The 24,793-nt window shown below is 35.9% G+C and carries 24 protein-coding genes; 17 read left to right on the plus strand and 7 right to left on the minus strand.

Annotated features, from left to right (window positions below; translation table 11 throughout):
* The first annotated feature begins 467 nt into the window (after positions 1-467).
* The 3 genes from hblC to hblA are packed head-to-tail and all read left to right on the plus strand — an operon-like array spanning position 468 to position 4,194.
* Positions 468-1,787, plus strand: a complete 1,320-nt coding sequence (gene hblC, locus AC3WSK_RS03040) for a hemolysin BL lytic component L2 (protein ID WP_492414120.1) — start codon at positions 468-470, stop codon at positions 1,785-1,787.
* 32 nt (positions 1,788-1,819) lie between these two features.
* Positions 1,820-3,052 carry a hemolysin BL lytic component L1 gene (gene hblD / locus AC3WSK_RS03045; RefSeq protein ID WP_079559844.1) on the plus strand — a complete coding sequence of 411 codons (1,233 nt, stop codon included), beginning with the start codon at positions 1,820-1,822 and terminating at the stop codon, positions 3,050-3,052.
* 29 nt (positions 3,053-3,081) lie between these two features.
* Positions 3,082-4,194: a hemolysin BL binding component B gene (gene hblA / locus AC3WSK_RS03050; protein WP_079559845.1), complete on the plus strand. Its 1,113-nt coding sequence runs from the start codon at positions 3,082-3,084 to the stop codon at positions 4,192-4,194.
* A 101-nt stretch (positions 4,195-4,295) separates the two neighbouring features.
* Here hblA and AC3WSK_RS03055 read toward each other — a convergent pair whose 3' ends face one another.
* Positions 4,296-5,063 carry a sulfite exporter TauE/SafE family protein gene (locus tag AC3WSK_RS03055; RefSeq protein WP_079559846.1) on the minus strand — a complete coding sequence of 256 codons (768 nt, stop codon included), beginning with the start codon at positions 5,061-5,063 and terminating at the stop codon, positions 4,296-4,298.
* Between the two features lie 104 nt (positions 5,064-5,167).
* Here AC3WSK_RS03055 and AC3WSK_RS03060 point away from each other — a divergent pair, with 104 nt between their 5' ends.
* Complete coding sequence (locus tag AC3WSK_RS03060) at positions 5,168-6,052, plus strand: LysR family transcriptional regulator (protein ID WP_079559847.1); 885 nt, start codon at positions 5,168-5,170, stop codon at positions 6,050-6,052.
* Between the two features lie 172 nt (positions 6,053-6,224).
* Complete coding sequence (locus AC3WSK_RS03065) at positions 6,225-6,620, plus strand: VOC family protein (RefSeq protein ID WP_079559848.1); 396 nt, start codon at positions 6,225-6,227, stop codon at positions 6,618-6,620.
* Positions 6,621-6,772: 152 nt separating this feature from the next.
* Here AC3WSK_RS03065 and AC3WSK_RS03070 read toward each other — a convergent pair whose 3' ends face one another.
* Positions 6,773-7,630, minus strand: coding sequence for a LysR family transcriptional regulator (locus tag AC3WSK_RS03070; RefSeq protein ID WP_079559849.1), 858 nt, complete (start codon positions 7,628-7,630; stop codon positions 6,773-6,775).
* Between the two features lie 275 nt (positions 7,631-7,905).
* Complete coding sequence (locus AC3WSK_RS03075; protein ID WP_492414119.1) at positions 7,906-8,028, minus strand: hypothetical protein; 123 nt, start codon at positions 8,026-8,028, stop codon at positions 7,906-7,908.
* A 94-nt stretch (positions 8,029-8,122) separates the two neighbouring features.
* Between AC3WSK_RS03075 and AC3WSK_RS03080 the strand changes: the two genes are divergently transcribed.
* The 11 genes from AC3WSK_RS03080 to AC3WSK_RS03130 all read left to right on the plus strand — a co-directional run bounded on the left by AC3WSK_RS03080 (position 8,123) and on the right by AC3WSK_RS03130 (position 18,440).
* Positions 8,123-9,094, plus strand: a complete 972-nt coding sequence (locus tag AC3WSK_RS03080) for a DMT family transporter (RefSeq protein WP_492414118.1) — start codon at positions 8,123-8,125, stop codon at positions 9,092-9,094.
* A gap of 248 nt (positions 9,095-9,342) precedes the next feature.
* Positions 9,343-10,587, plus strand: coding sequence for an NtaA/DmoA family FMN-dependent monooxygenase (locus AC3WSK_RS03085; protein WP_492414137.1), 1,245 nt, complete (start codon positions 9,343-9,345; stop codon positions 10,585-10,587).
* Positions 10,588-10,777: 190 nt separating this feature from the next.
* Positions 10,778-11,851: a sensor histidine kinase gene (locus AC3WSK_RS03090; RefSeq protein WP_492414117.1), complete on the plus strand. Its 1,074-nt coding sequence runs from the start codon at positions 10,778-10,780 to the stop codon at positions 11,849-11,851.
* Between the two features lie 189 nt (positions 11,852-12,040).
* Positions 12,041-13,402 carry an ethanolamine ammonia-lyase subunit EutB gene (locus AC3WSK_RS03095; protein WP_492414136.1) on the plus strand — a complete coding sequence of 454 codons (1,362 nt, stop codon included), beginning with the start codon at positions 12,041-12,043 and terminating at the stop codon, positions 13,400-13,402.
* Positions 13,403-13,417: 15 nt separating this feature from the next.
* The gene (eutC, locus tag AC3WSK_RS03100) at positions 13,418-14,284 is read left to right on the plus strand and encodes an ethanolamine ammonia-lyase subunit EutC (protein WP_492414116.1); all 867 of its coding nucleotides are present in this window, start codon (positions 13,418-13,420) and stop codon (positions 14,282-14,284) included.
* A 30-nt stretch (positions 14,285-14,314) separates the two neighbouring features.
* Positions 14,315-14,776 (plus strand): ANTAR domain-containing response regulator, encoded by a 462-nt coding sequence (locus tag AC3WSK_RS03105; RefSeq protein ID WP_094075062.1) that lies wholly within the window; start codon positions 14,315-14,317, stop codon positions 14,774-14,776.
* 321 nt (positions 14,777-15,097) lie between these two features.
* Entirely contained in the window at positions 15,098-15,559 is a 462-nt protein-coding gene (locus AC3WSK_RS03110) for a hypothetical protein (protein ID WP_492414115.1), read from the plus strand.
* A 17-nt stretch (positions 15,560-15,576) separates the two neighbouring features.
* Entirely contained in the window at positions 15,577-15,885 is a 309-nt protein-coding gene (locus tag AC3WSK_RS03115; protein WP_079559855.1) for a hypothetical protein, read from the plus strand.
* A gap of 2 nt (positions 15,886-15,887) precedes the next feature.
* A complete protein-coding gene (locus AC3WSK_RS03120; protein WP_492534774.1) occupies positions 15,888-17,153 on the plus strand; it encodes a glutathionylspermidine synthase family protein in 1,266 nt (421 codons plus the stop codon).
* A 66-nt stretch (positions 17,154-17,219) separates the two neighbouring features.
* Complete coding sequence (locus tag AC3WSK_RS03125; RefSeq protein ID WP_079559857.1) at positions 17,220-17,633, plus strand: DUF350 domain-containing protein; 414 nt, start codon at positions 17,220-17,222, stop codon at positions 17,631-17,633.
* A 366-nt stretch (positions 17,634-17,999) separates the two neighbouring features.
* Positions 18,000-18,440: a GNAT family N-acetyltransferase gene (locus AC3WSK_RS03130; RefSeq protein WP_492414113.1), complete on the plus strand. Its 441-nt coding sequence runs from the start codon at positions 18,000-18,002 to the stop codon at positions 18,438-18,440.
* Between the two features lie 331 nt (positions 18,441-18,771).
* On the opposite strand, the gene AC3WSK_RS03135 is transcribed toward AC3WSK_RS03130, so the two are convergent.
* Positions 18,772-19,713 (minus strand): DMT family transporter, encoded by a 942-nt coding sequence (locus tag AC3WSK_RS03135; protein WP_492414112.1) that lies wholly within the window; start codon positions 19,711-19,713, stop codon positions 18,772-18,774.
* A gap of 84 nt (positions 19,714-19,797) precedes the next feature.
* Here AC3WSK_RS03135 and AC3WSK_RS03140 point away from each other — a divergent pair, with 84 nt between their 5' ends.
* Positions 19,798-20,370, plus strand: coding sequence for a helix-turn-helix domain-containing protein (locus tag AC3WSK_RS03140; RefSeq protein WP_492414111.1), 573 nt, complete (start codon positions 19,798-19,800; stop codon positions 20,368-20,370).
* Between the two features lie 147 nt (positions 20,371-20,517).
* On the opposite strand, the gene AC3WSK_RS03145 is transcribed toward AC3WSK_RS03140, so the two are convergent.
* From AC3WSK_RS03145 to ulaA, 3 genes are all read right to left on the minus strand, one after another.
* Positions 20,518-22,179 carry a methyl-accepting chemotaxis protein gene (locus AC3WSK_RS03145; RefSeq protein WP_427482913.1) on the minus strand — a complete coding sequence of 554 codons (1,662 nt, stop codon included), beginning with the start codon at positions 22,177-22,179 and terminating at the stop codon, positions 20,518-20,520.
* Positions 22,176-23,165: a BMP family lipoprotein gene (locus AC3WSK_RS03150; protein WP_492414110.1), complete on the minus strand. Its 990-nt coding sequence runs from the start codon at positions 23,163-23,165 to the stop codon at positions 22,176-22,178. The genes AC3WSK_RS03145 and AC3WSK_RS03150 overlap by 4 nt, the downstream gene beginning before the upstream one ends.
* A 324-nt stretch (positions 23,166-23,489) precedes the next feature.
* Positions 23,490-24,758 carry a PTS ascorbate transporter subunit IIC gene (ulaA, locus tag AC3WSK_RS03155; RefSeq protein ID WP_079559863.1) on the minus strand — a complete coding sequence of 423 codons (1,269 nt, stop codon included), beginning with the start codon at positions 24,756-24,758 and terminating at the stop codon, positions 23,490-23,492.
* Positions 24,759-24,793 lie beyond the last annotated feature (35 nt).

Raw genomic sequence — 24,793 nt, forward strand, 5'->3', positions numbered from 1 at the left:
ACACCCGCTAAAATATAGGAACTCAGTCTAAGAAAACCACGCTATGGCATTACCGAAATGACCGACAACCTGCTGGCCCATGCCTAAGTACAAAGCCGATTCCAGACATAATTAAGCCAAGGAATAATTAATAGAATTATTCCAATTCACATAATTCATCCATTATTAACAAAAATATGTCATTATTTAGTCGTCAGACGACTAAACTTCGTTATATTGTGACACATTCAGATGAATATTGTTAATATTAATCCATTTTCAGACTCGGAATTACAGTGAAATAACCTATTTTAGCGTGAAATAGGTTAATTCCGTCGTTATTTGCTAAAAAATGTGTACATGACTAAAATTTACATCATAGGAAATAGAAAGAATTTTTCCTAAACTCAAGTAAATTGGGGGTGCTCAAACTAAATAAAAAATCGTAGGAATTATTTTGAAAAATATCATATAGGGAGGAAAATGGAATGAAAAGGAAATTAATTACAGGATTAATGATAACATCCATTGTTGCTACAGGAGTTGTTCCTGTACATACTTTTGCAACGCCTATTGCTCAAGCAGAACTTCAAGAAGAGAACATGACTCTTTCTTCATCTTTAAGAAAATTAGGTGCACAATCTAAGTTAATCCAAATGTATATAGACCAATCTTTAATGAACCCGAATGTACAGCTAGATGAAGTACCAGCTTTACATACAGATCAATTCCTAATAAAACAAGATATGAAAGAATGGACATCGGAACTCTATCCAAAGTTAATTCTAATTAATTCAAAAAGTAAAGGATTTGCCACTAAATTTAATAGCTATTATCCAACATTAAAGGAATATGTAGATAATAAGGAAGATAAGGAAGGTTTCCTCGATAGGCTAGAAGTCCTTCAAGAAATGGTTATGACAAACCAAGAAGGTATTCAATATCAGATTAATGAATTAACAGATCTCCAATTACAGCTTGATAAAAAACTTAAAAATCTCGATACTGATGTGGCAAAAGCTCAGGAAGTACTTAGTTTAGAAGGAACAGGGAAGATAGACAAGCTAAAAGGTGAATTACTAGATACTAAAAAATCAATTCAAAATAATTTGCAAGAAATAGCGTTTCTACCGGGAGCTTTAAATGAACAAGGACTAAAAATATTCCAAGAGATCTATAGTCTTTCAAAAGATATTATTGAACCAGCTGCTCAAACAGCGGCAGCAGCGTATAACAAAGGAAAAGAAATTAACAACGCTATTTTAGAAGCAGAGAAAAAAGCAGAGCAAGAAGCAAAAGAAAATGGTAAAACTGCTTTAGAGATTGAAGCTGCTAAAAAAGAAGCGCGGGAATCAATAGAAAAAAATAATAAAGGTGAAATTGCAGCTGCAGCAGCTACAAAAGCGAAAGAGCATGACCTTATGAAAGTAATTGACTCAGAAAGAATCAAGAAAACATATAGTACCTTCGCTGAAGTAAATAATCTAAAGGCAGAACAACGAGCGTATTTAAATGATTTAGAGCAGCAAAACCAAAAATTATATGATTTAACAACGAAACTATCGATAGCAGATTTACAACAATCAATGCTTCTACTTATGCAACATGATTTACATACATTTGCTAGCCAAGTGGATGTAGAACTTGATCTATTGAAACGCTATAAAGAAGATTTGAATTTAATAAATAGTAGTATCACAAAGTTAAGTACAGATGCTGATACTGCTAACAATTTATCTCAAAAAGATACATTAAGACGATTAAAAAATTGTATTGGTCAACTTGAAGAACAAGTTCATAAATTTTGATAGTTTATCGAAAAAATTAGGAGGGATTAGATTTGAAGAAATTTTCATATAAGGTGTTAACCGTGGCCACTTTGGCAACGGTTATAACTGCAACTAACAGTGGTACTATTCAGGCACTTGCGCAAGAACAGAGCGTTCAAGAACAGAAAATTGAGAGTTATTACACATTAGGACCTGAAGGACTGAAGAAAGCGTTAGCTGAAACAGGTTCTCATATTCTTGTAATGGATTTGTACGCAAAAACAATGATTAAACAACCAAATGTAAATCTATCAAATATTGATTTAGGTTCTGAAGGGGGAGAGTTAATCAAAAATATTCACCTTAATCAGGAACTGTCGCGAATCAATGCGAATTATTGGTTAGATACAGCGAAGCCAAAAATTCAAAAGACAGCACGTAATATTGTAAATTACGATGAACAATTTAATAATTATTACGACACATTAATAGACACTGTAAAAAAGAAAGATAAGGAAGGGCTAAAAGAAGGTATTGGTGATTTAATCAGTTCGATTGATACAAATTCAAAAGAAGTTACAGAAGTCATAAAGATGTTAGAAGCCTTCAAAACAAAGCTATATACAAATACTATAGATTTTAAAAATAATATTGGTGGTCCAGATGGGAAAGGTGGATTAACGGCAATATTAGCGGGCAAACAGGCATTGATTCCACAACTTCAAGCTGAAATTGAGAATCTACGTTCCACTCAAAAAGCACATTTTGACAATGTACTAGCATGGTCAATTGGTGGTGGATTGGGAGCAGCTGTTTTAATTATTGGAACTATTGCAGGAGGGGTAGTAATTGTTGTGACAGGCGGAACAGCAACTCCGCTAGTTGTCGGCGGCCTTACAGCTCTCGGTGCAGCTGGTATTGGTTTAGGAACAGCAGCTGGTGTTACAGCATCTAATCATATGGACTCCTACAACGAAATTTCCAATAAAATCGGAGAATTAACGATGAAAGCCGATTTCGCTAACCAAGCAGTTATTTCACTTACTAACGCCAAAGACACTTTGACATACTTATATCAAACAGTGGATCAAGCGATCATGTCTCTAACGAATATTCAACAACAATGGAATACGATGGGGGCAAATTATAAAGACTTATATGATAATATCGATCAAATGCAAGACCATAAGCTCTCTTTAATACCTGATGATTTAAAAGCGGCTAAACAAAGTTGGAATGATATTCATAAAGATGCGGAATTTATTGCAAAAGACATTGCTTTTAAACAAGAAGATAAAAATTGAAAATAAAAAACATATAGGAGGAATATTAAATGAATAAAAAATCTCTTTACAAAGTACTCGCTGTATCGACGTTTTTAACTTTGACAACAACTTCTGTAGTCTCTCCAGTAGCAGCATTTGCAGAGACAAGTAAAATTGAGCAAACAAGCAATAGTGATACGTCTCTTTCAGCAAATGAAGTGAAGATGAAAGAAACTTTGCAAAAGGCGGGGCTTTTTGCAAAATCTATGAATGCTTATTCGTATATGTTAATTAAGAATCCAGATGTGAACTTTGAAGGGATTAAAATTAATGGATATCCGGATTTACCAGGTAAAATTGTACAAGATCAAAAGGATGCTAGAGCACACGCCCTTACATGGGATACAAAGGTAAAAAAACAGCTTATAGATACATTAACAGGTATTATTGAATACGATACAAAGTTTGAAAATTATTATGACATAATTGTAGAGGCAATAAATACAGGAGATGGAGAGACGTTAATAGAAGGGATTACAGATTTACAAGAAGAGATTCAACTAAATCAAAAGTATGCTCAACAATTAATAGAAGAATTAACGAAATTAAGAAATGATATTGGACAAGATGTTAGAGCATTTGGCAGTAATAAAGAGCTTTTACAGACAATTTTAAAAAATCAAGGGGTTGCAGTTGAGGATGATCAAAAGCGCCTAAATGAAATTTTAGAATCAGTAAACTACTATAAGAAACTAGAGTCTGATGGCATAATAACAATATCTGTGCCTTCTATTCCTACGTGGATTGCTGGTGGTGTTATGCTGGGGATAGCGAGAGATCAATTAGGTCAATTAGAACCGTTATTAGCACAATTAAGACAGACAGTTGATTATAAAACAACATTAAATCGTGTAGTTGGAATTGCACATAGTAATATTAGTGAGATGTACAATGCACTCGATGATGCTATTAATGCCCTTACTTTTATGTCTGCACAATGGAATGATTTAGACTCTCAATATTCAGGAGTATTGAGACATATCGAGAATGCATCTGATAAGGCGGAACAAAATAAATTCAAATTTTTACTACCTAATTTGAATTCAGCTAAAGACAGCTGGAAAACATTAAAAGTGGATGCAGATACATTAAAAGCAGGGATAAAAGAGTTGAAAATATAACTCGTTGTCACTCCTGCTAATTAATAAAATAAGAGGAAACAAAAGAGCGAGAAGTTAGTCCTTCTCGCTTGCTTTGCGTGCCCACTAAAACGTAGCGTGATCTAGATTAATAAATCTGATACGACCTGAACAATTAGCAAGAAAAAAATGATTGGTAATAAAATTTGAATCCATCTTGTTTTGATATAAGGGATGATCTTTAAACCTAAGAACGAGCCAACGATAGAGCCAATTGAAACAGGAATGGCGATTCCCCAATTAACTATGCCCGTAAAGTAGTAAAAGAGAAAGGCACCTGTACAACTTGAAAACGTAATCATTCTTGTTAACTCAACTGCTTTTATATAGGTATATTGCTTTTTAAGGTGATAGGTTACATTCATTAGAGCTGAGCCTGGTCCAAAACCACCATCATATATTGAAACCGCAAATGGAATAAATTTATTAATTGGTTGTTCCTCTGTCTCTTTAATATCCTTTACCATAAATTTATTACTGCAAATCACAATGAAAAATGCGAAAATTAAGAAAACACAAGCTACAATATTCATGATTTGTTCTGATAATCGAGTCGCTAAAAATGCGCCCAATACACCTCCTAAACTAGATATCATCATTAAAGATGTGAATTTTTTTAACGATAAATGACCTTTAATTATAAACGACACGACATTTGATAGAGCTGAAAGTCCTGTCGCGAATTTATTAACAGCTACGGTTGCATGAATCGGAATGCCAATAAGTAACATTGCGGGTAACAAAACGAAGCCTGCAGCGCCGAAAAGAACACCAATGACTGCTGCGAGTAAGCCAATTGTAAATAAAATAAATCCATTTACTGAAAACCATTCCTGTAGTAAAATTTCCATCAAATCACCTCTACACCTAAATTACTGCTAAACAATACATAAAACAAATATATAAAAATTGCTTATTCATAAATTAAATTTATGGATAGGGAGGAGTGAATGAAATGAATTTGCATGCATTAAGGATTTTTACGAATGTAGCAAAGCTTGGTGGAATTACTGCAGCGGCTAATAAAATGCTGCTTAGTCAACCAGCTGTCACAATTCAAATACGGAAATTAGAGAGCGAAATAGGGGTAAAATTAATTGAAGGAAAAGGGCGTGGCATTCAATTAACGCCTGAGGGGAAGTTTTTGTATGAGCAGGGAATACGTCTATTTTATTTAGAAGCACAAATTGATGAAAGGCTCGGTAAATTTTTAGCGAAAGAAGAAAAAATACATATTGCTTCTTCCTATATACCGATAAACTATATACTCCCGTCTATTATAGCAGCGTATAAGCTTGCTAATCCTTACATTGAATTTTTTGTGTCGCTAGGTAATGTAAAATCTGTGGAAGAGCAAGTTCTTAATTATGAAGTAGATTTTGGTTTTGTCGTGCAAAATAAAATGGGTCACCCTGATTTACAGTTTGAAAAAATAGTAGATATCCCTTTTTGGTTTGTTGTGCACCCATCACATTCTTTGGCAAATCAAACTGTCTCCATTTATGAATTATCGAATGAGGACTTTATTTATCGGGAACGTGGTAGCTCGACGCTTGATTTATTGGAGTCAGTTTTCTATACGTATAATTGTCCATTACCTAAATTAGGACTTCAAATGCAAGGCTTACATGAATCGATTAAAGTAGTGGAAGCAGGGTACGGTATGACTTTAGCACCGTCCTACAGTGTAACTGAAAGTATATCAAATGGAAAACTGGCTAGGGTGTATGTAGAACGTGCAAATATTCAGCAAAGTTTATTTATATGTACACGCAAATCAGATATAGAAAAGCATCCATTTATTCAGTATTTAAAAGAGCATTTAAATGCTATTAACTAACTAGTTTAAAAGAAATAGAACCAAAATCGGGAACTAGTATTTGAATGCTTATTCGCGATTTTTTTCATAGAATTGCTCTTCTTTTTTATTTCCATTCCTTGTCATAATAATATATAGTAATTGTACTCAAACACAGTGAGTAAATTAGTTCTTTAATAATAAGGAGGATATCATGGGGAGATTAGTTCATTTTGAAATTCATGTAAGTGACATGGAACGAGCAAAGAAATTTTATGGAGAGGTTTTCGGATGGTCATTTCAAGATTGGAGTGATTATGCAGGAATGCCTTACTTTGGAGCGGTGACTGGTAATGCGGACGAACCAGGAATCGATGGTGCTTTAATGCAACGTCAAAGTGCTTCTCCAGAACCAAATCAAGCTTTAAATGGATTTGCTTGTACAATGGGTGTGGAAAATTACGATGTAACGGAAGCTAAAATTATTGAGAATGGCGGCACGGTTGCAATGCCGAAATATGCTCTTCCTGGAATGGCGTGGCAGGGATACTATATTGATACCGAGGGCAATATATTCGGTATTCATCAGCCTGACAAAAATGCAAAATAGCACCATTATAATTTAAAATTATGTTTTTAAATTCAAATATAATTGATTAACTCAGAACGCTTGGTACTAGAAACCAAGCGTTTTTTGTCACTTCACAGATATTATTAATAATGATTGGCAGAAGAAAAGACGCGTAAATGATAGAACTAACCTTATTTATGCTGATGCTCAGCAATTGTTTTTAAAAAACATTCCATCGAATTTGTCATATATGCATCTTTTCGTCGAATAAAGACGGTTGAAATAGTACCGTATTTTTTAGGAATTGGATGACAATAAACCTTGCCTGTAGTAGAAAGATGTTCAGCGGCTGATTGTGGTACAAGTGTAACCCCAAGACCGATGGCAACACTGTTTAAAATTGTCTCTAAAATATTAAATTCCATAATTCTTTTTGGCAATAAACCCTCATTTTTGAGCCAAAGTTCTAGCTTGGAACGATAGCCACAACCTTGATTAGAAACAAGGATAGGTGTAGTCATAAATTCTTCTATGCGAAAGGATTTGTTTTGTGAGATGAGAACGAGATTCTCGGTAAATACATCATATTGTTCTAAAGCAGGATGTTTAATCGGCCCAGTTATAAATGCACCATCTAATTGGTGATCCGCTACTTCTTTAATAAGTTCCTCAGTTAAACCAGCTTGTAGTGTTAAGTCGACATTCGGATATCCTTTATAGTAAGACGCTAGAATGGTAGGTAATATACTTACTGTTTCGACTGTACCGATTTTTAAAGTACCAGTTGGTGTATCACTATCTAAAAATACTTGTTTCATTTCCTCGACATCCTGCAAAATTTTATTAACGTAAGCAAGCATTTTTCGCCCTTCTGGATTTAATGTCATCCCTTTCTTATGGCGATAAAATAGCGGCGTTTTGAGCTCCTTTTCTAATAGCTTTATACGTGCAGTTACATTGGATTGTACATAATTTAATTCTTTTGCAGCATGGCTAACGCTCCCGTTATTTGCGACGCTTTTGAAAATCTGTAAATCTCGTAGTTCCATCTAGCTTTCCCCCTTAAAACCTATCATTATAAATGATAGTTAACATCACTTTCAATCATTTTACGTGATGTATTTTCTTTTTTATAATTCTCATTGTGCATTTAATTTCTTTCAGGGATGTCCAAACATTCGCTGAATTAGAGGAACTCAGTCTAAGATCGCCACGTCCTGTGGCAACGACTGAGTGACCAACATCATGTTGGCCCAAAGTCTCCGGCGGATGTCACGTGATCGGAAAGGAGTTCTGAGGGGATGTTAGCCTAAAACCATCGCATCTATGCGATAACGGCTAACTGACCTGCATCGGTAAAAACGCCACGTCCTGTGGCATTACCGAAATGACCGATATCGTGTCGGCCTCGTGTTGCTGACGCTACGTTAGCACTGCGCTTTCGCACAAAAAACATCTGCAGCCCTATGCACAAAGCCGATTCCGGACGCAATTATGCCTTGGCATAATTGATAGTAGTTATATAGAAACGAGGAAAAACAGTGAGAAGAAATCAAGTAGTAGTAGGCGTGATCGCATGTTTAATTGCAAGTATGTCATGGGGAGCCATGTTTCCAGTAGCAGATCATGCACTTGAATATATAAATCCGCTCTATTTTTCAACTATTCGATATGGAGCGGTATCGATTGTATTAGTCATTTTATTATGGATGAAAGAAGGGAAGAAAGCATTTCGTTTAGAAGGGAAAGGTAAATTGCTCGTCTTTTTTGGGACGATGGCATTTACAGTTTATAATGTACTTGTTTTCTTAGGCCAAATGTTAATGGGGAAATCTGGCGTTATGGTAGCGTCGATTATGGAAGCACTCATGCCGATGATTTCGATTGCAATTCTTTGGGGCTATAAACATGTGAAACCGAAGAAGTATATGATTAGCAGCATGATCATTGCTTTTGTTGGAGCTATTTTTGTTATTACAAAAGGCGATATGGGTTTCTTTCTTACACTAAAACATAATCTAGTTTCGCTGGCACTCATTTTAATTGGTGTTGTAGGGTGGGTTATCTATACAATGGGCGGTCAAACATTTAATGATTGGTCTACGCTCCGTTATTCTACATTAACATGTGTATTTGGCACAGCTGTAACAGGTATCATCACAATAATCATGACGATACAAGGGGTTGTATCAGTCCCAAGTACGGAAACGATTTTTGCTATTAAATATGATTTATTGTTTATGATGACATTGCCGGGTATTGTAGCATTGCTTAGTTGGAATTACGGTGTGAAAATCCTATCATCCATTAACGGGATTTTATTTATTAATTTCGTTCCAATAACTACATTGGTCATTATGATGATACAAGGATACAACATAACAATTTTTGATATAGTAGGGACCTTACTTGTTATTTCGGCTCTTATTTGGAATAACATCTGTCAGCGTAGAGAAGAAAACACGATTTTGCAGGTTATGCATGAGGAAGAAGAATTGCGGCAGGCTGTTTAATATTCAATACTTGTATTTTTGCACATTTTTAGTAAAAATTTTTTTATATAAGAGAGCATGTTTTTATTAATTTAAAAAACATGCTCTCTCTTTATTGGATCTGTAATAGATTATTTTCATTGTTTAATATATGGATACACTCTTTATTTCATTGTCTTATTAGAAAATAAACTTTATGATGGTGATGATAATCATTTTCAATTAGAAAAGGAGAGTGTAAATTGACAAAAAGACATCTTATAATTGGGATGCATTTAGCAGTGAATGGTGAGCAAGGCAAAAAAGGTGCGTTAATTGATGAACATATTGCATTTGCAAAGCGTGCTGAGGCAGCGAAATTAGATTTTGTATTTAAGGCAGATTATTTAATAGCGCATCCAGAATTAATAGCTAAAATGAAAGGAACAGTAGGGCTAGATCCAAGTTTTTTAATGGCGACGGTGGCAAGAGAAACTAAACAAATTGGTTTGGTAACAACAGTTTCAACATCATTTAATCCACCTTATATTATTGCGCGCCAATTACAATCCTTGAATTGGATTAGTGAAGGGCGTTTAGGTTGGAACCTAGTAACTTCAATTGATGGAGCATCTAATTTTAGCAACGAGTTGATGCCTACGTCAGAGGAGCGTTATGCAAAGGCAACAGAATGTAAGGATGTTGTACAGCGACTATGGCACAGCAACCCTTATGAAATATTAGAGGCAGATGGAGATTTAGAGAAAATTAAAGAGCTTGTGAAGCCAATTAACCATGATGGAGAGTATTTTCATGTAAAGGGACCATTAAATATACCTATGCATCCAGCAGGTGATATTCCTCTATTCCAAGCAGGAGCATCGGATACAGGTCGCCAATTTGCAGCAGCAGTTTCAAATGCTATTTTTGCTGCCACGCCAGATATAGAAGTGGGTATTGAATTACGTAATGACTTGCGCAAGCGAGCTGTTGAGTTAGGGCGTTCAGCAGATGACATACGTTTATTACCAGGATTGTATTTCTTTATTGGTGATACATATGGGGAAGCATTAGAAATGCACCGTAAAGCACACGAGCATTTAACAATTGAACGTCGCTATAATGCCCTAGAATCCGTAAGTGGAATGGATATTCGTCATTTAGCTCTAATGGATTGCGTAACAGCAAATATGTTACCGCCTGAAAATCAAAAAGTACGTAGTAAAACGCATGCACATCTCGTGCGCCGATATATTATAGAAAATGAGCCAACTGTTGAAGAATTGTTAGAACGTCCAGAGGTAATTGGCTCTGCACATCTTGTAGCAATTGGTACACCACAAGATATTGTGAATCAAATTGTGAATTTTTATGAAAAAGGAGCAATGGATGGCTTTATAGCTGTGCCGGGTGGTCCTGCAAAATCTTTAGATTTATTTCTTAGCGATGTTATTCCGAACTTAGTAGAACGTGGTTTATTCCGAGCTGATTATGAAGGTAGCACATTGCGTTCACACTTAGGATTAGATGTATAATGAACGATCGAAACAATCGAAAGTAGAAAAGAAAAGGGCAAGACGGTGTGAATAAACACGCTTGGTCCTTTTCTATTATTTATACTAAATTTTGTTTGATATTCTCTAATAGATGTATCGCATGGAACACATTTTTTGTTATAGTGTTTGAAAAACTAGAGAAAGGGGAAGTGCTATTATGATGGGAATTTTGGATTTAGAACGATTAACAAATTTATCAAATGAACAGTGTGAAATTATTTTAGATGTAGCCCAAAACCTTCAAATAATAGCTGACCTTTCTCAAGCAGATATTTTTATCAACTGTCTTTTAGAAGAAGATAACGCCTCTTTAATTGTAGCTGAGGCAAAGCCTACTACTATAGCATCTTTATATAAAAAAAGTTTGCTAGGGAAAATAGCATTTGAAGAAATGGAGCCAGGTGTATTATTTAGTTTGAAAACCGGGAAACCAATTTTTGGATCAAGAGGAATTACGGAAGAGCGTGGAGTCATGCAACAAGATATTGTTCCTATAAAAGACCTTTATGGGGAGACCATTGGGGTATTAATAAAAGAAAGAGATATTTCACAGGTAGTGCAGAACGAAAGAAATATAGAGAAGCTTATGAAAGCGACTAATAGCGGAGACAAGCAAGGTGTCTTTCAAGTCATTGTCGTTCAGGAAATTCATCATCGTGTTAAAAATAATTTACAGGTTATTTCTAGTTTATTGAGATTACAAATGCAACGTACTCACTCGGAAGAAGTGGCTGAGGTATTTAATGACAGTATATCTCGAATATCTAGTATGGCTTTAGTTCATGATTACTTGGCCCAGCGTGGAATTGAGGAAGCTGATATTAAACTTTTAATACAACAAATTTCTACTTTGTTAGTTTCCTCGTCTATTATTCCAGATCAACATATTGCTGTGTCTGTAGAAGGAGAGTCGATATTCTGTCCTTCAGATAAAGCAACAGCTGTAGCACTGATTGTTAATGAGTTAGTTCAAAATAGCATTAAACATGCTTTTCCTTCAAGTAATTTCGGGAGAATTGCTATTAATTTGAGACAACGAAAGCAAATGGTTAAGATTACAGTAACGGATGATGGATGTGGAATTGGTAATCCTTTTTCGATAGGCGATCTTTCATCTTTAGGATTACAACTTGTAGAAATGTTAGTTGAAGAGAAGCTACAAGGCGTTTTTTCATTCCCTATTTCTGAGAAAGGGACAAAAGTTTCAATAACCTTTCCGATTGTATCTACCGAGGCTAAATAATACTAATCAGGGAAGCTGATATTGTTTTCGAACTATTTACAAAATATTTGCTAGTAGTGTAGAATGAACTAAAATAATAGCTAAGGCAAAGGCGCCTTTCACGCCCGAAGAAAATTTCTTCAGGGATACGTGGAAGCGCTTTTTTTGTTTAATTGCAATCTTTAACATAATAAAAAGGGGTGTTAAATGATGAAATTGTCTTGCGTAGTAAAGGGAACTCATTATACGTTTTCGTCAGTAAAGGAGGTACTTGCAAAAGCCAGTGAAGCAAAATCCGGGGATGTGATGGCTCGTGTAGCAGCAGAATCATCACTAGAGCGTATGGCAGCAAAAGTAGTACTTAGCGAGATGCAACTGAAAGAAATTTATGAGAATCCGGTTATTCCATATGAGATCGATGAAGTAACACGCTTAATTTATGATGATATTAGCAACACGATTTATGAAGATATTCAAAATTGGACAGTCGGTGAACTAAGAAATTATATTCTGTCATCTGATACAGGTACAGATCAGTTATTGAAACTTTCAAGAGGACTAACAAGTGAAATGATTTCAGCAGTTGCTAAACTAATGTCAAGCATTGATCTTGTTCTTGCTTCACAGAAAATGAAATATCAAGCACATTGTAATACGACAATTGGAGAGCCTGGTCGTTTAGCATTTCGTTGTCAACCCAACCATCCAAATGATGTCCCGGAAGGCATTTTGTATTCAATAAAAGAAGGATTATCCTATGGAGCAGGCGATGCAGTTATTGGTATTAATCCGAATGTGGATACAATTGAATCTGTCAAAAAACTTTTGACACTTTCACATGAATTTATTGAGAACTGGAAAATTCCAACACAAAATTGTGTATTAGCCCATATAACAACACAAATGGAGGCTTTAAAACAGGGGGCGCCTATCGCACTAATGTTTCAAAGTTTAGCAGGTACACAAAAAGGGAATGAAGCGTTCGGTATATCTTCAAAAATTCTTGATGAGGGTTATGAGATGATGGCTCGATATGGTACATCTGCTGGCCCAAACTTTATGTATTTTGAAACAGGACAAGGTTCGGAAGTATCTTTAAATGCTGATTTTGGGGTAGATATGCAAACGCTTGAATCAAGAAGTTACGGTTATGCACGTCACTGGAAGCCTTTCATGGTGAATACTGTTTCAGGCTTTATTGGACCGGAGACACTCTATGATGGTCGCCAATTAATTAGAGCGGATCTCGAAGATGGATTTATGGGGAAATTACATGGCTTACCAATGGGTATTGCACCCACTTACACAAATCATATGGATGCCGACCAAAATGATCAGGAAGTTGCAGGTATCATAACGGCAGTTGCAGGTGCAAATTTTTATATGGGAGTACCGGGTGGAGATGATGTCATGCTGAATTATCAAGATACAAGCTATCACGATGATGCTAGTTTGCGTGAGATTCTAGGATTACGACCACTTCGAGAATTTGAAAAATGGTTGGAGAATATGGGCCTAATGGAAAATGGGAAGTTGACAAAACGAGCAGGAGACTTATCAATTTTTGATTGAGGAGGGGGAATCAAAATGGATATTCAAGAAATTCGAGATATTGTTCAAAGAGTAGTAGAAGAAGTACAGAAAAACATGAATTCGCCAAAAAACGATACCGCTCAAACTAAAGAAGAAGTCATACATTTTCCAGAAGGACGTATAAAAGGGGTAGACAAGCCGCATAACGCGGCATCCATTGAACGAGCACAAAGTATTACACCTGCGCGTATAGGTATTGGTCGAACTGGCACTCGAATGTTGACGACAAGTTATTTGCAATTTTTAATTGACCATGCAGCCGCACAGGATGCTGTATTAAGAGATGTCAGTGATGATTTTCTTCAAAAGATGGGTTTACACAAGCTGGAAACACAAGCAAATGATATGAAATCTTACTTAATGGATTTAGATGCTGGCCGAAAGTTATCAGATGAATCTATGAAGTATCTTAAACAAAATGGGGATAAAGGAAAAAATGTTCAAATTATTGTTTGTGATGGATTGAGCTCCTCGGCAGTAGAAGCCAATGCAGCTGATTTACTACCTGCTTTAATACAAGGATTAAAATTAAAAAATATAAGCGTTGCAACTCCATTTTTTATTAAGCGGGGGCGTGTGTGGGTGCAAGACGAAGTGGCTGCTATTGTTAATTGTGACCTTGTTATTTCGTTGATTGGCGAAAGGCCAGGTTTAAATACAGATGAAAGCCTGAGTGCTTACATGATTTATCGGCCGACCGAAAAAACAGTTGAAGCCGATCGGACGGTCATTTCAAATATTCATAAAGATGGGTTGACTTCACTTGAAGCGGGTGCTTATTTATCTGATTTAATCGAACAAATGCTTTTAGCAAAGTGTACAGGCGTTTCATTTGCGCAACAAAGGAATATCAACATATAGAAAACTTCCTGCAAGAAAGGTTGTGGTGTGATGAAAAAACGGATTCTAATTGCTGAGGACGAACCAATTATCAGGCTGGACTTAAAAATATTGCTTCGGAAAAACGGTTATGAGGTAGTCGGGGAAGCAGGAAATGGTGATCGAGCGATCGAGCTCGCTTTTAAATTAAAGCCAGATCTTGTGTTAATGGATATAGAAATGCCAAAATTAAATGGGTTAAAAGCAAGCGAAGTTATTGGGCGGCAGTTAGATATACCAGTGTTGTTGATTACTGCATATAGTCAAAAAGAATTTATAGAGAAGTCTAGGCAAGATAATATTATGGGCTATTTAGTGAAGCCCGTTTCTGAAGGTAGCTTAATTCCCGCAATGATGATTGCATTACAACAAGCTAAGAGGACACAAACATTAAAACAATCTTTACGATTAACACAAGCAAAAATTCAAAAGCGAAAGATGATTGAACGAACAAAAGGGCAACTTGAAGGATGAGGTTTTTTATAAAACGCTACAGTAAAGCTAGTAGTAGAAATGTTTTTCTACTATAACAAACTTAATCTCACTTAAACTAGAAAGGGTAAAACTTTCTATATTTAAGTGAGATTTTTATATTCAAAAATAATACAGGTCATTGTGGTGGAGTACTTGAATGTATAAAAGTTTCTCTCTACTTAACCTAATGATACATAAGGTTAAGTTTAGTAGAATAATATGAAACTATTTATAAATCTCAGTCGTATAAAAAAATAAGGAGCTTCTGGATAGAAAAATCTACGTGAATATAAAAACAATATTTATAAAGGGGAGTGTGTTATGCAATCCGAAGGTGCAATGTTAGAATATCGTTTGCAAAAAGGTAAAGACAAGTTTGAACCAATCTATTATTATACTAATATTGACTTGCCACAAATTTTAACAAGAAGAGAATGCGAATTTTTTATTAAAGAAGGTAAGACTTATAAACAATTGTCTTCTGCTATTGAAGATGAGTTATTCGTGATTTATGTAGAATTGTATGAAGAAACACCAATGGAAATGCAAGAGCTCTTAAGTGAAGGTATTAAACTTGAAATTCGTGAGTTAAACGCCTATAAAAATCATCCGTTAATAACATTTGAATATATGGCGAATCATTTAGATATTTTAAGCATGATCGGCAGTATATATACATATATCGAAGACAAGGAATGGGAGCGGGACTCAGCTGAAATTGATGAAGACCGAGGTGTGTATGTTTTATATGTTACGCCAACAGGATATACGCTTGCAACATAGGAAGGTGGATTTTTAGCATGAAGAAAACAAAGAAGATGATGACAGGAGCATTAGCAGCGGCGGCTTTGGTCACGTTAACTGCTTGTGGAGAGGAAAGGGGCTATGCAGAGCCAGCAGGGACGGATTGCGATGATTGGGATTGGGATAAGGAGACGGGTACGTATTATTGCGATGATAATGATTCAACTTATGCGCGCAGTTACTACCATGGTGGGAAATATTATGGAACAAAAACATCATTACAAAAAAGTGCTGACTATAAAACATATGTATCGAATTACAAGTCAGGAATAGGCAGTGGTTCAAAAGGCGGTTTTGGAGGGTAATGATGAACCGATTTCGAGAAAATCGACAACATTTTTTTAGCCAAATAAAGGATTTTTGGCATGACATATATGGGATGGAATATGCTCTATTTGATATTAAGAGAGAAAATGCAGAAACGATTAATAGGATTCGCCAAGCAACTGACCAGATAGGCCATATTTTTTATAAGTCGGCTGCTTTGTTGCGTATGGTAGATGATGAGACACTTTTGCGCCTTGGATTTCCCACTGAAACTCACTCCTTCATCCGTTTGCAAACACTACCAGTTGAAAGTGTCATTGCTCGTTTAGATTTAGTAGTGACCGATGAACAAGTAAAATTGCTTGAAATAAACGCAGATACACCTACATTTATAAAAGAAACTTTTTTTGTGAATGGAAAAGTGTGTGAACAGTTTGAGATGCAAAATCCAAACGAAGGCTGCGAAGACCAGTTAAAACAAGCAATTTTGAAAGCTGTAACGTCGTCGTTTCGTACGAGGAGAAAATATGAAGCTAGCAATATTGTTTTCGTAGCACACTCGGAACATGAAGAAGATAAATTGACAACAATGTATTTAAAGGACCTCTCTGGATTACAAAGTCAGTATATGGACTTTAGTCACCTACAACTTGTAGATGAGCCAATTCTAGAAAATGAAGAAGTTGTCCTACCACAAGGTCTTTATGATAGAAGCGGAGAAAAAATCGATGTTTTATATCGACAGACGTATCCTATTGAACATTTGATATATGATGAAGATCCAATAACGAAGGAAAAAGTGGGTCAATCGTTAATGAAGCTAGTGGAACAGCAAGACTTAGCCATTGTGAATCCACCTTCTGCTTTTTTACTACAATCTAAGGCAATAATGGCACTCATTTGGGGGCTACATGAGGAACGACATTCTTTTTATACACCTGAAGAACATAACGCAATACATAAATATTTTTTACCAACTTATCTAGATCCAGATGTTTTTTTACAACAAGGACAAAGTTTTGTGAAAAAGCCTTCATTTGGTCGCGAAGGAGACACTGTTGAGATTTTATCAAATACAGGTAAAAAAATTGCGGAAGATATTCATAAAACATATAAAGATGAACTTCCTGTTTATCAACAATTTATAGAGCTACCACAAACTATGATTCAAACAGAACAAGGTCCCAAACAAGCACATTATATGTATGGTTGCTTTTATATTAATGGTAAGGCAAGTGCAATTGGTATTCGCGCAGGGGGACAAATTACAGATAACGGATCTTATTTTCTACCAATAGGCTATTAGAAAATTGTAAGAATTTAAGCGTAAAGTAAAACAAACTGAAGCACGATAAAAGGAGTGTGTATTGGAATGGGATATTTCTCATTAGATAGTTTTTTAAATTTTTTATTATATACAGGGACAGGGTTAATTCTCATTTTGATTGGGATTGTTGCATTTGCTTTTACAACAAAATTTTCAGAGTGGAACTTAATTAAAGAAGGCAATATGGCAGTTGCATTAAAGCTATGGGGAAAAGTGATTGGATTAGGCATCACATTATATACAGTATGGTCTTCAAGTGTTCATATACTTGATGCTTTTATTTGGGGGTTAATCGGAATTGCTACACAAGTAGTTGTGTATTTGATTATTGAATACGTGTTAACACCAAAAACAAGCTTGGAGAAAAAAGTGGAAGAAGGAAATACTGCAGTAGGCTTCAGTTTATTTGCAGTGGGCATTACGGTAGGATTAATTATAGCAGGAAGTTTATCGTATTAATAAAGTATATTTGATAAAACTATAATAATACATTAAAGGGAGCATGTTTTTATGAATGAAAACATGCTCTCTTTATATTTAATGTTCACATCTGACGCCGCCTAGTCGGAATGGAAATCAACGACACGTTATGGTGATGAGTAGAAATATAGAAGGGATATTTCCTTGTATGCCGAAATAAACAAGAGTACAAATAGAGAGCAATATTTCTATATAATTGTACAATTTAACGATGACTACCATCTTATAAGGAGTGATGTAGTATGTATATAAAAATAACAGGTTGTTTTATTAGTAGGGGAATACTTATTTAGTAGAGAGTTCGTGATCAAGGATTTCTCTACTACTAGAGGAGGAATCGGAAACTTGATTAGTTTAAGATCAATTGATCAAAGTAATTGGGAAGCTTGTATTCAACTGAAGCCTAAGCAAGAACAGGAAGCATTTATTGCTTCGAATCTGTATTCAATTGCAGAAAGTAAATTTTTACCGCACATGAAGGTCAAGGCAATCTATTGTGAAGATATACTTATCGGTTTTGCAATGTACGGGATCGATTCGGATGATGGAAACTATTGGGTGTATAGATTTATGATTGATGAGCAATTTCAAGGGCGTGGACATGGCAAGAGCGCAATGGAATTGATTATTGAAAACATCCGGAGTAGAAATGATCGGACTGACGTCATCTGGCTCGGGTATCAGCCGGACAACGAGCAAGCAAGAAAACTATATGCCAGTGTGGGTTTTAAAGAGTCAGGAATGGCACCTTGGGGAGAAATGCTAGCAAAATATAGTTTTCATTAGAATGTCTAAATGAATAATAAATGTTGCGTAACTAATGTTTACTTTGCTCCCATGTCGCAATAGTTTGAATTACAATTTATAAATCTATGTCAATATAAAAAAGTAGCATTTTACACAATGTAAAATGCTACTTGGAAAAAGGAAAACTATGCTGTTTTCTTTTGTTTGGATACGGGAACAGAACGATTTAACTTCTTTTAGTGGGTGTCCAAACATCCGCTGAAAAAGAGGAGCTCAGGCTCAGAACTTCACATCCTGTGAAAACGCCTGAGTGACCGACATCGTGTCGGCCCTCACGCAGGCCTAAGCACAGAGCCGATTCTGGACGCAATTATGCCGAGGCATAATTGATAATACTGTTAGCTATCATTCCAATCATGATAATGATCATTCCGATTAAAGATAATCCAATAGGCCAAGAACCGTTTAAAAAAAGGATTTCACCTAGAACAGTAAATATCATTGTTCCAGCTTGTGTTGCCTCTACTGCCCCTAACAAAGAAAGGTTATTTTTCGCTAAGTCCGTAGCGAAGAAAAATGTCATTGTGGCGATAACACCCGAACATAAAGCTAATAAGAATCCTTGCATGATTTGCCCAGATGTTGGTATGCCAGTTGTAGTCCAACCATAAATCGCTAGTATAATACTAATAGGAAGGCTACCTATTGCCATGCCTAACACGCGTTGAAATGTATCTAAGCGACCCGCAACGACTTCCATCATTTTTCGATTACCGAAAGGGTATAAGAATGCAGCGATGACTACAGGGAGGAAGCCAGATAAAAATTGAGAAACAGTAATATCCCCAGCTTCTGTTAATTGCATACAAATGACACCTGACAAAATAAATAAAGAAACGAGTAAGCTTCGCATAGGGATTTTACCGCGAACTTGTTTAACCCCAGACTTCGTCTCCAATGTAATAAAAAATAACGGAGATAATAACAAACCAGCTAAAATAGTTATTTGCCATGTACCTGCTACGAGCCATGCAGGACTAAACACAGCAGCATAGCTTAATAATGAATAAAATCCAATCCCTGCTATTGTGCCATAGCCAATCCAGGCCAAAGGATGTTTACGCATTTCTACCCATAGTGGACGAAGGTTTTTGCGAAATAGGACGATAAAGAATAAAATGGGTAAAGCGAATAAAAATCGGAAGGAAGCAGTCCAGGCCCAGCTTGTTCCTGATACGTTCATAACTCGATTTATAATAAATGTAGCTGAAAAAAACGCAGAAGATAAAATACCTAATAAGATAGCACGCATTTCGTTCGCTCCTTTCTAAATATATATTATAATATAATTATTTAGATGAAAAGTAAATTATAATATACCGAAAGTAGGGTTTGTATGAAAGAACAAGAGGATATGCAAACAAAAGAAGTAATTTTGCAAGTTGGTCAACTGTTACGACAAATAAGGAATGAACAGAAATTAAGTTTAGAAGAGTTAGCGAAAAAAACGGGTGTTAGTAAATTAACATTAGGAAAAATTGAGAGAGGAGAAACGAATCCTACATTAGGCGTCATTTGGAAGATTACAAAAGGATTATCTATTCCGTTATCACGGCTTATGGTTATAGAAGATATAGTAAATGTCGCACGCTGCGGAGAAGGATTTATTATAGAAGAAAATCAAATGTGGCGATTAGAGACTATATTTCGTTACAAAAAAGAAACAGGATTGGAAATGCATCGTGCTTGTTTGCAACCGAATAGCAGATATGAGGCAGAACCTCATCATGAAGGAGCTATCGAATATGTAACAGTAATGAAAGGGGAAATTTCCATTCAAGTTGGACAAGAAATATATGTATTAAACGAGTTTGATTCGATTCAATTTGAAGCAAATAGAAAGCATAGCTATGAAAACACAGGAGATGAAGTTGCAGTTCTCCATTTAACCATGAAATATTTATCTTAAAAGCTGGAAGAGGTAGAATCCATAATCGTAGTTGATGGTAGTAAACTATATAATATTTCAATAAACAAAATCCCGAATATTGAACGTTATTCGGGATTTTGCTTTTCTTATTATATGTCTTTCATTTTCCAAAAGCTGCATTCATCATTATAAAGTGAATTTTTTAAGCTCTACAGACAATGTATTTGTCATGTCTTGAAGTTCTGAAACCTTTTCACTAATTTTCTGGAAGGAGTGTAGCTGCTCTTGGGTAGAAGCAGATATTTCCTCTGTTCCTGCAGCAGTTTCTTCCGTAATAGCTGAAATGTTTTCAATGGCACTGTTCATTTGCTGGCTCATTGCACTTGTTTGTTCCATATCCTCGGTAAGATGCTGTAACTGATCATTAATGTCTAGCACATGAGTTGCAATTGCTTCAAATGACTTCTCTGTATCCGTCATCGATTGTAATTGTTCTTTTGATAGCTGATGTCCCTGCTCTGCCGTAGAAAGAATGAGCGTAATGCCATCTTGTATATGTGTCACCATAGAAGAGATGAAAGCCGTTGCTTTTTCGGTTTCATGAGATAGTTTTTTGACTTCCTCTGCTACAATTGCGAATCCTTTTCCGGCTTCTCCAGCACGTGCAGCTTCGATGGCAGCATTTAATGCTAAGAGATTTGTTTGATCAGCAATAGCATGGACTGCATTAGCGGCACCTTCAATTTCTGTTGTAAATTGAGAGAATTGAGTAACAGCCTCTTTGATGTTAATCGAAGTGGATGAAATATCCTTCGCAATAGAGGATTGCTTTTCTAGTGAACTACGACCATGTTGGACAGCAGTAAGTGCCTGGTTGCCGTTTATGGCTGATTGTTCACTTGTCTGCTGAACAGTAGTAAATTGATCAGCCATCGTATTCATAAGGACAGCCGTTGATTGGATATCTTCTGATATCGTTAGGCTTCCTTTTGCCAATTCGTCTGTTGATACAGCAATTTGTTGATTGCCCTCGTTAACGGTTTCAATATAGCTTGTGACATCCTTTGTGAAGAGACCAACATTTTTTCCTACATGATCAATGGATTGTACGGTGTTTTTTAAGTTAACAATCATTGTGGAAAAGTTCTCAGTTAATTGATCAACTTCATTTCGACTGCCTTTTTTAAAGGATAGGGAAGAGGTGTCAATGGTCAAATTCCCTGCAGCCACCGATTGTGCATAATCTACAATTCGGTTAATCGGATTTGTAATTTTTTTCGTTGCGACATACGAAAAAATGATAGTAGCAATAATTAGAAGGATACTACCAATTATTGCTGTTGTAGTAATGAAAGATATTTTTTGCTTTGCCAAATCATTCGTTTCTTTATACCATTCATTTGTTTCTTTTTTTAGTAGATACATATCATTCAAAATACCAGATATTCTTATTGCTTGTTTTTTTATTTCAGGACGATTGTGAGCAAGGAACCCTTCTTCTGAAGCCTTCGCTAACTCGTCATATTTATTATCGATTTTTTTGATGATAGCCTTATGCTCAGCGACTTTTGAAATCGTTGAGAGTTTTTCTAAATTTACTTTCGTTTCTTTTAAAATGGAAAGAGCTTCATTTTTATTGGCCTCACTATCTAAATAGGTGTAATTATTTAGTGATTGGCTCGCTACAACTAAACTTTGCTCAAGTTCTTTCACTGCTAGTAATAGTTCTGTATCATCTTCTGCAGTTGTTTGTATATCAGATGTTTGAACGATAATAAAGCCAATCATAGCCATTGCGAGGACAATAGGTATAAGTATGTTCATAAATAACTTTTTTCGAAGTGTCACTGGCTGTTCCCCTTTTCTGCAGAAACTTTTATTTTACCCGAAACAATATCTTCTTTTGCTTTTTCAATAGCAGCCTGTTGCTCAGGTGTAAGTTTAATCACACGTATATCCGCTAGGCCCACTCCGTTATCAGATAAACCGAATGAAAACGATTTTTCAGAGATTTTCCCGTCCTCATCTAATGTTTTAGCCATTTTAAAAACAGCTTGGTCGACATTTTTTAGCATCGATGTTACGACCGTTTTTTCGGCTATGTAAAATTGGTCAGTATCAACTCCCGCTGCATATACGCCCATTTGTTCAGCTTTTTTTATGGCGCCAAAGCCTGTGAAGCCCGCTGCATGATAGATAAAATCTACGCCGTTCTTTATGTAACGTTCTGCGATTGCGGCACCTGCCTCGGTATCATCAAATGTGCCAGCATACTCACTAACAATTTCAATATTTGGATTAAAATATCGAGCTCCCTCAATAAAGCCGTTTTCAAAATGATGGATAACTGGAACACTTACACCACCAATAAATCCTATCTTTCCAGTTTTACTCGTCATTGCGGAAACCATTCCAAGTAAAAAGCTACCTTCCTGCTCTTTAAAAGTGATTGAAGTGATATTTGCAACATCTGATTGACCATCAATAAGGATAAATTGCTGATCAGGATATTTTTTCGCAGTCTTTTCTAAAGCTTCCTGTACAGAGAATCCAAGACCGATAATGACGTTATACTTTTCAGCGACCAGTTCTTCTAGCCTCTGTTCGTAATTGCCATCAGGCGCTTCTTTATAATCGAACAAAATACCAAGCTCATCTCGTGCTTTCTCAAGCCCTTTAAAAGCTGAATCATTAAATGATTCGTCTCCAAGCCCTGCATCTGAGAGTAAGATCCCAATTTTATAGTCATCTAGCGCTTTTTCTGACGGAGTTGTTGAACAGCCTGCTACTAGTAACAAAACTATTAAACAAAAGCCAATCATTAATTTTTTCAAAATGAGTACCTCCAATTGTATGTATGATTTATATCGGCAAAAAGTTATTCTAAGTCAGATGTCAGACAATGGTTTTTTTATTTTACCATTAAATACTATCAGATTTTTTGTAATTTACTACAGGGATTTGGGTTTAAATCATTCTCGACATTTTCAATGCACTGAGTATTTAGTTCGCTTTTTGATGAATTTTCTCTATGAGTATAGTGAAAAAGGTAGGGGATGTTGCGAAATATTTATATATTTTGCAAAAATAACCCTTTTCTTTGTCAATCAAAATAGCCTCGCAAACATTTAAAGTGTTTGCAAGGCCAATTGTTTCTATTAAACTGCACCAAATAATTTTAATATATTTATAATTATGATTCCCACAATGCCAAAGTCTGAATCGCCAAATGTAGTGCCTTCGTAGCCGATATCACCCATAAAGATCAGTAGAATTGCAGGGATAAAGCTAATAATTAATCCATTGGCAAATGCTCCTGCCATAGACCCGACTCTACCACCAGTTGCATTACCGAATACTCCAGCAGCCGCACCTGTGAAGAAATGTGGTACAAGGCCAGGAACAATCACTTTTAGCCCTATGAGGGGGAGTATAAACATCGATACTAGGCCAGCTACAAAGCTAAACAGAAAGCCGATAATAACAGCATTTGGTGCGAACGGGAAAATCGTAGGGCAGTCTAATGCAGGCTTTGTGTTTGGCACAAGTTTATCTGCAATCCCTTTAAAAGCAGGAATTATTTCGGCAATTAGCATCCTTACGCCAGCCAAAATGATATAGACACCAGCGGCAAAGGTAATAGCTTGAATAATGGCAAAGACGATAAAGTTTGAACCGCCAGATAATTGCCCCTCAATATAGGTTTGACCTGCGAATAGGGCAACGATAATGAAAAATAGACTCATAGTTAAGGAAACAGCGACAGATGTATCTCTTAAAAAACCTAGAGATTTTGGGACTTTTATATCTTCGGTAGATTTTGCTTTGTTTCCAAAGATCTTTCCAATTTTAGCAGATATATAATAACCAATGCTTCCAAAATGACCGACAGCAAAATCATCACTACCTGTTATTTGACGAACAGTTGGTTGTAAAATGGCAGGGAATATGACCATGCAAATACCAAGTAAAATAGAACCAACGATAATAAGAGGTGTGCCGCTCATACCGCCAACAGAAAGTGATGCTGCAATTAAACACGCCATAAATAATGTATGATGACCAGTTAAAAAAATATATTTTAAAGGCGTAAATCGCGCAAATAAAATGTTCATAATCATACCGAAAACCATGATCATGGCGGTAGCTGTTCCGAAATTAGTTTGTGCGGCTGCTACAATCGCTTCATTATTGGGGATGACCCCTTGGACATTAAATGCATGATCAAACATATGACTAAAGTGATTTAAAGAACCAATTAAAACGGTAGCTCCCGCACCAAGAATTACAAAGCCCATAATCGTTTTTAACGTACCAGAAAGAACGGTTGAAGCTGACTTTTTTTGGATTAATAAACCGACAAAAGCGAATAGGCCGACTAATATAGCTGGTGTTCCCAAAATGTCATTCATCATAACATCTAACATATTAACACCTCATCCTATCCAATTTTTCATTCGTT

The organism is Lysinibacillus sp. EB271-A1-10B (assembly GCF_058791335.1).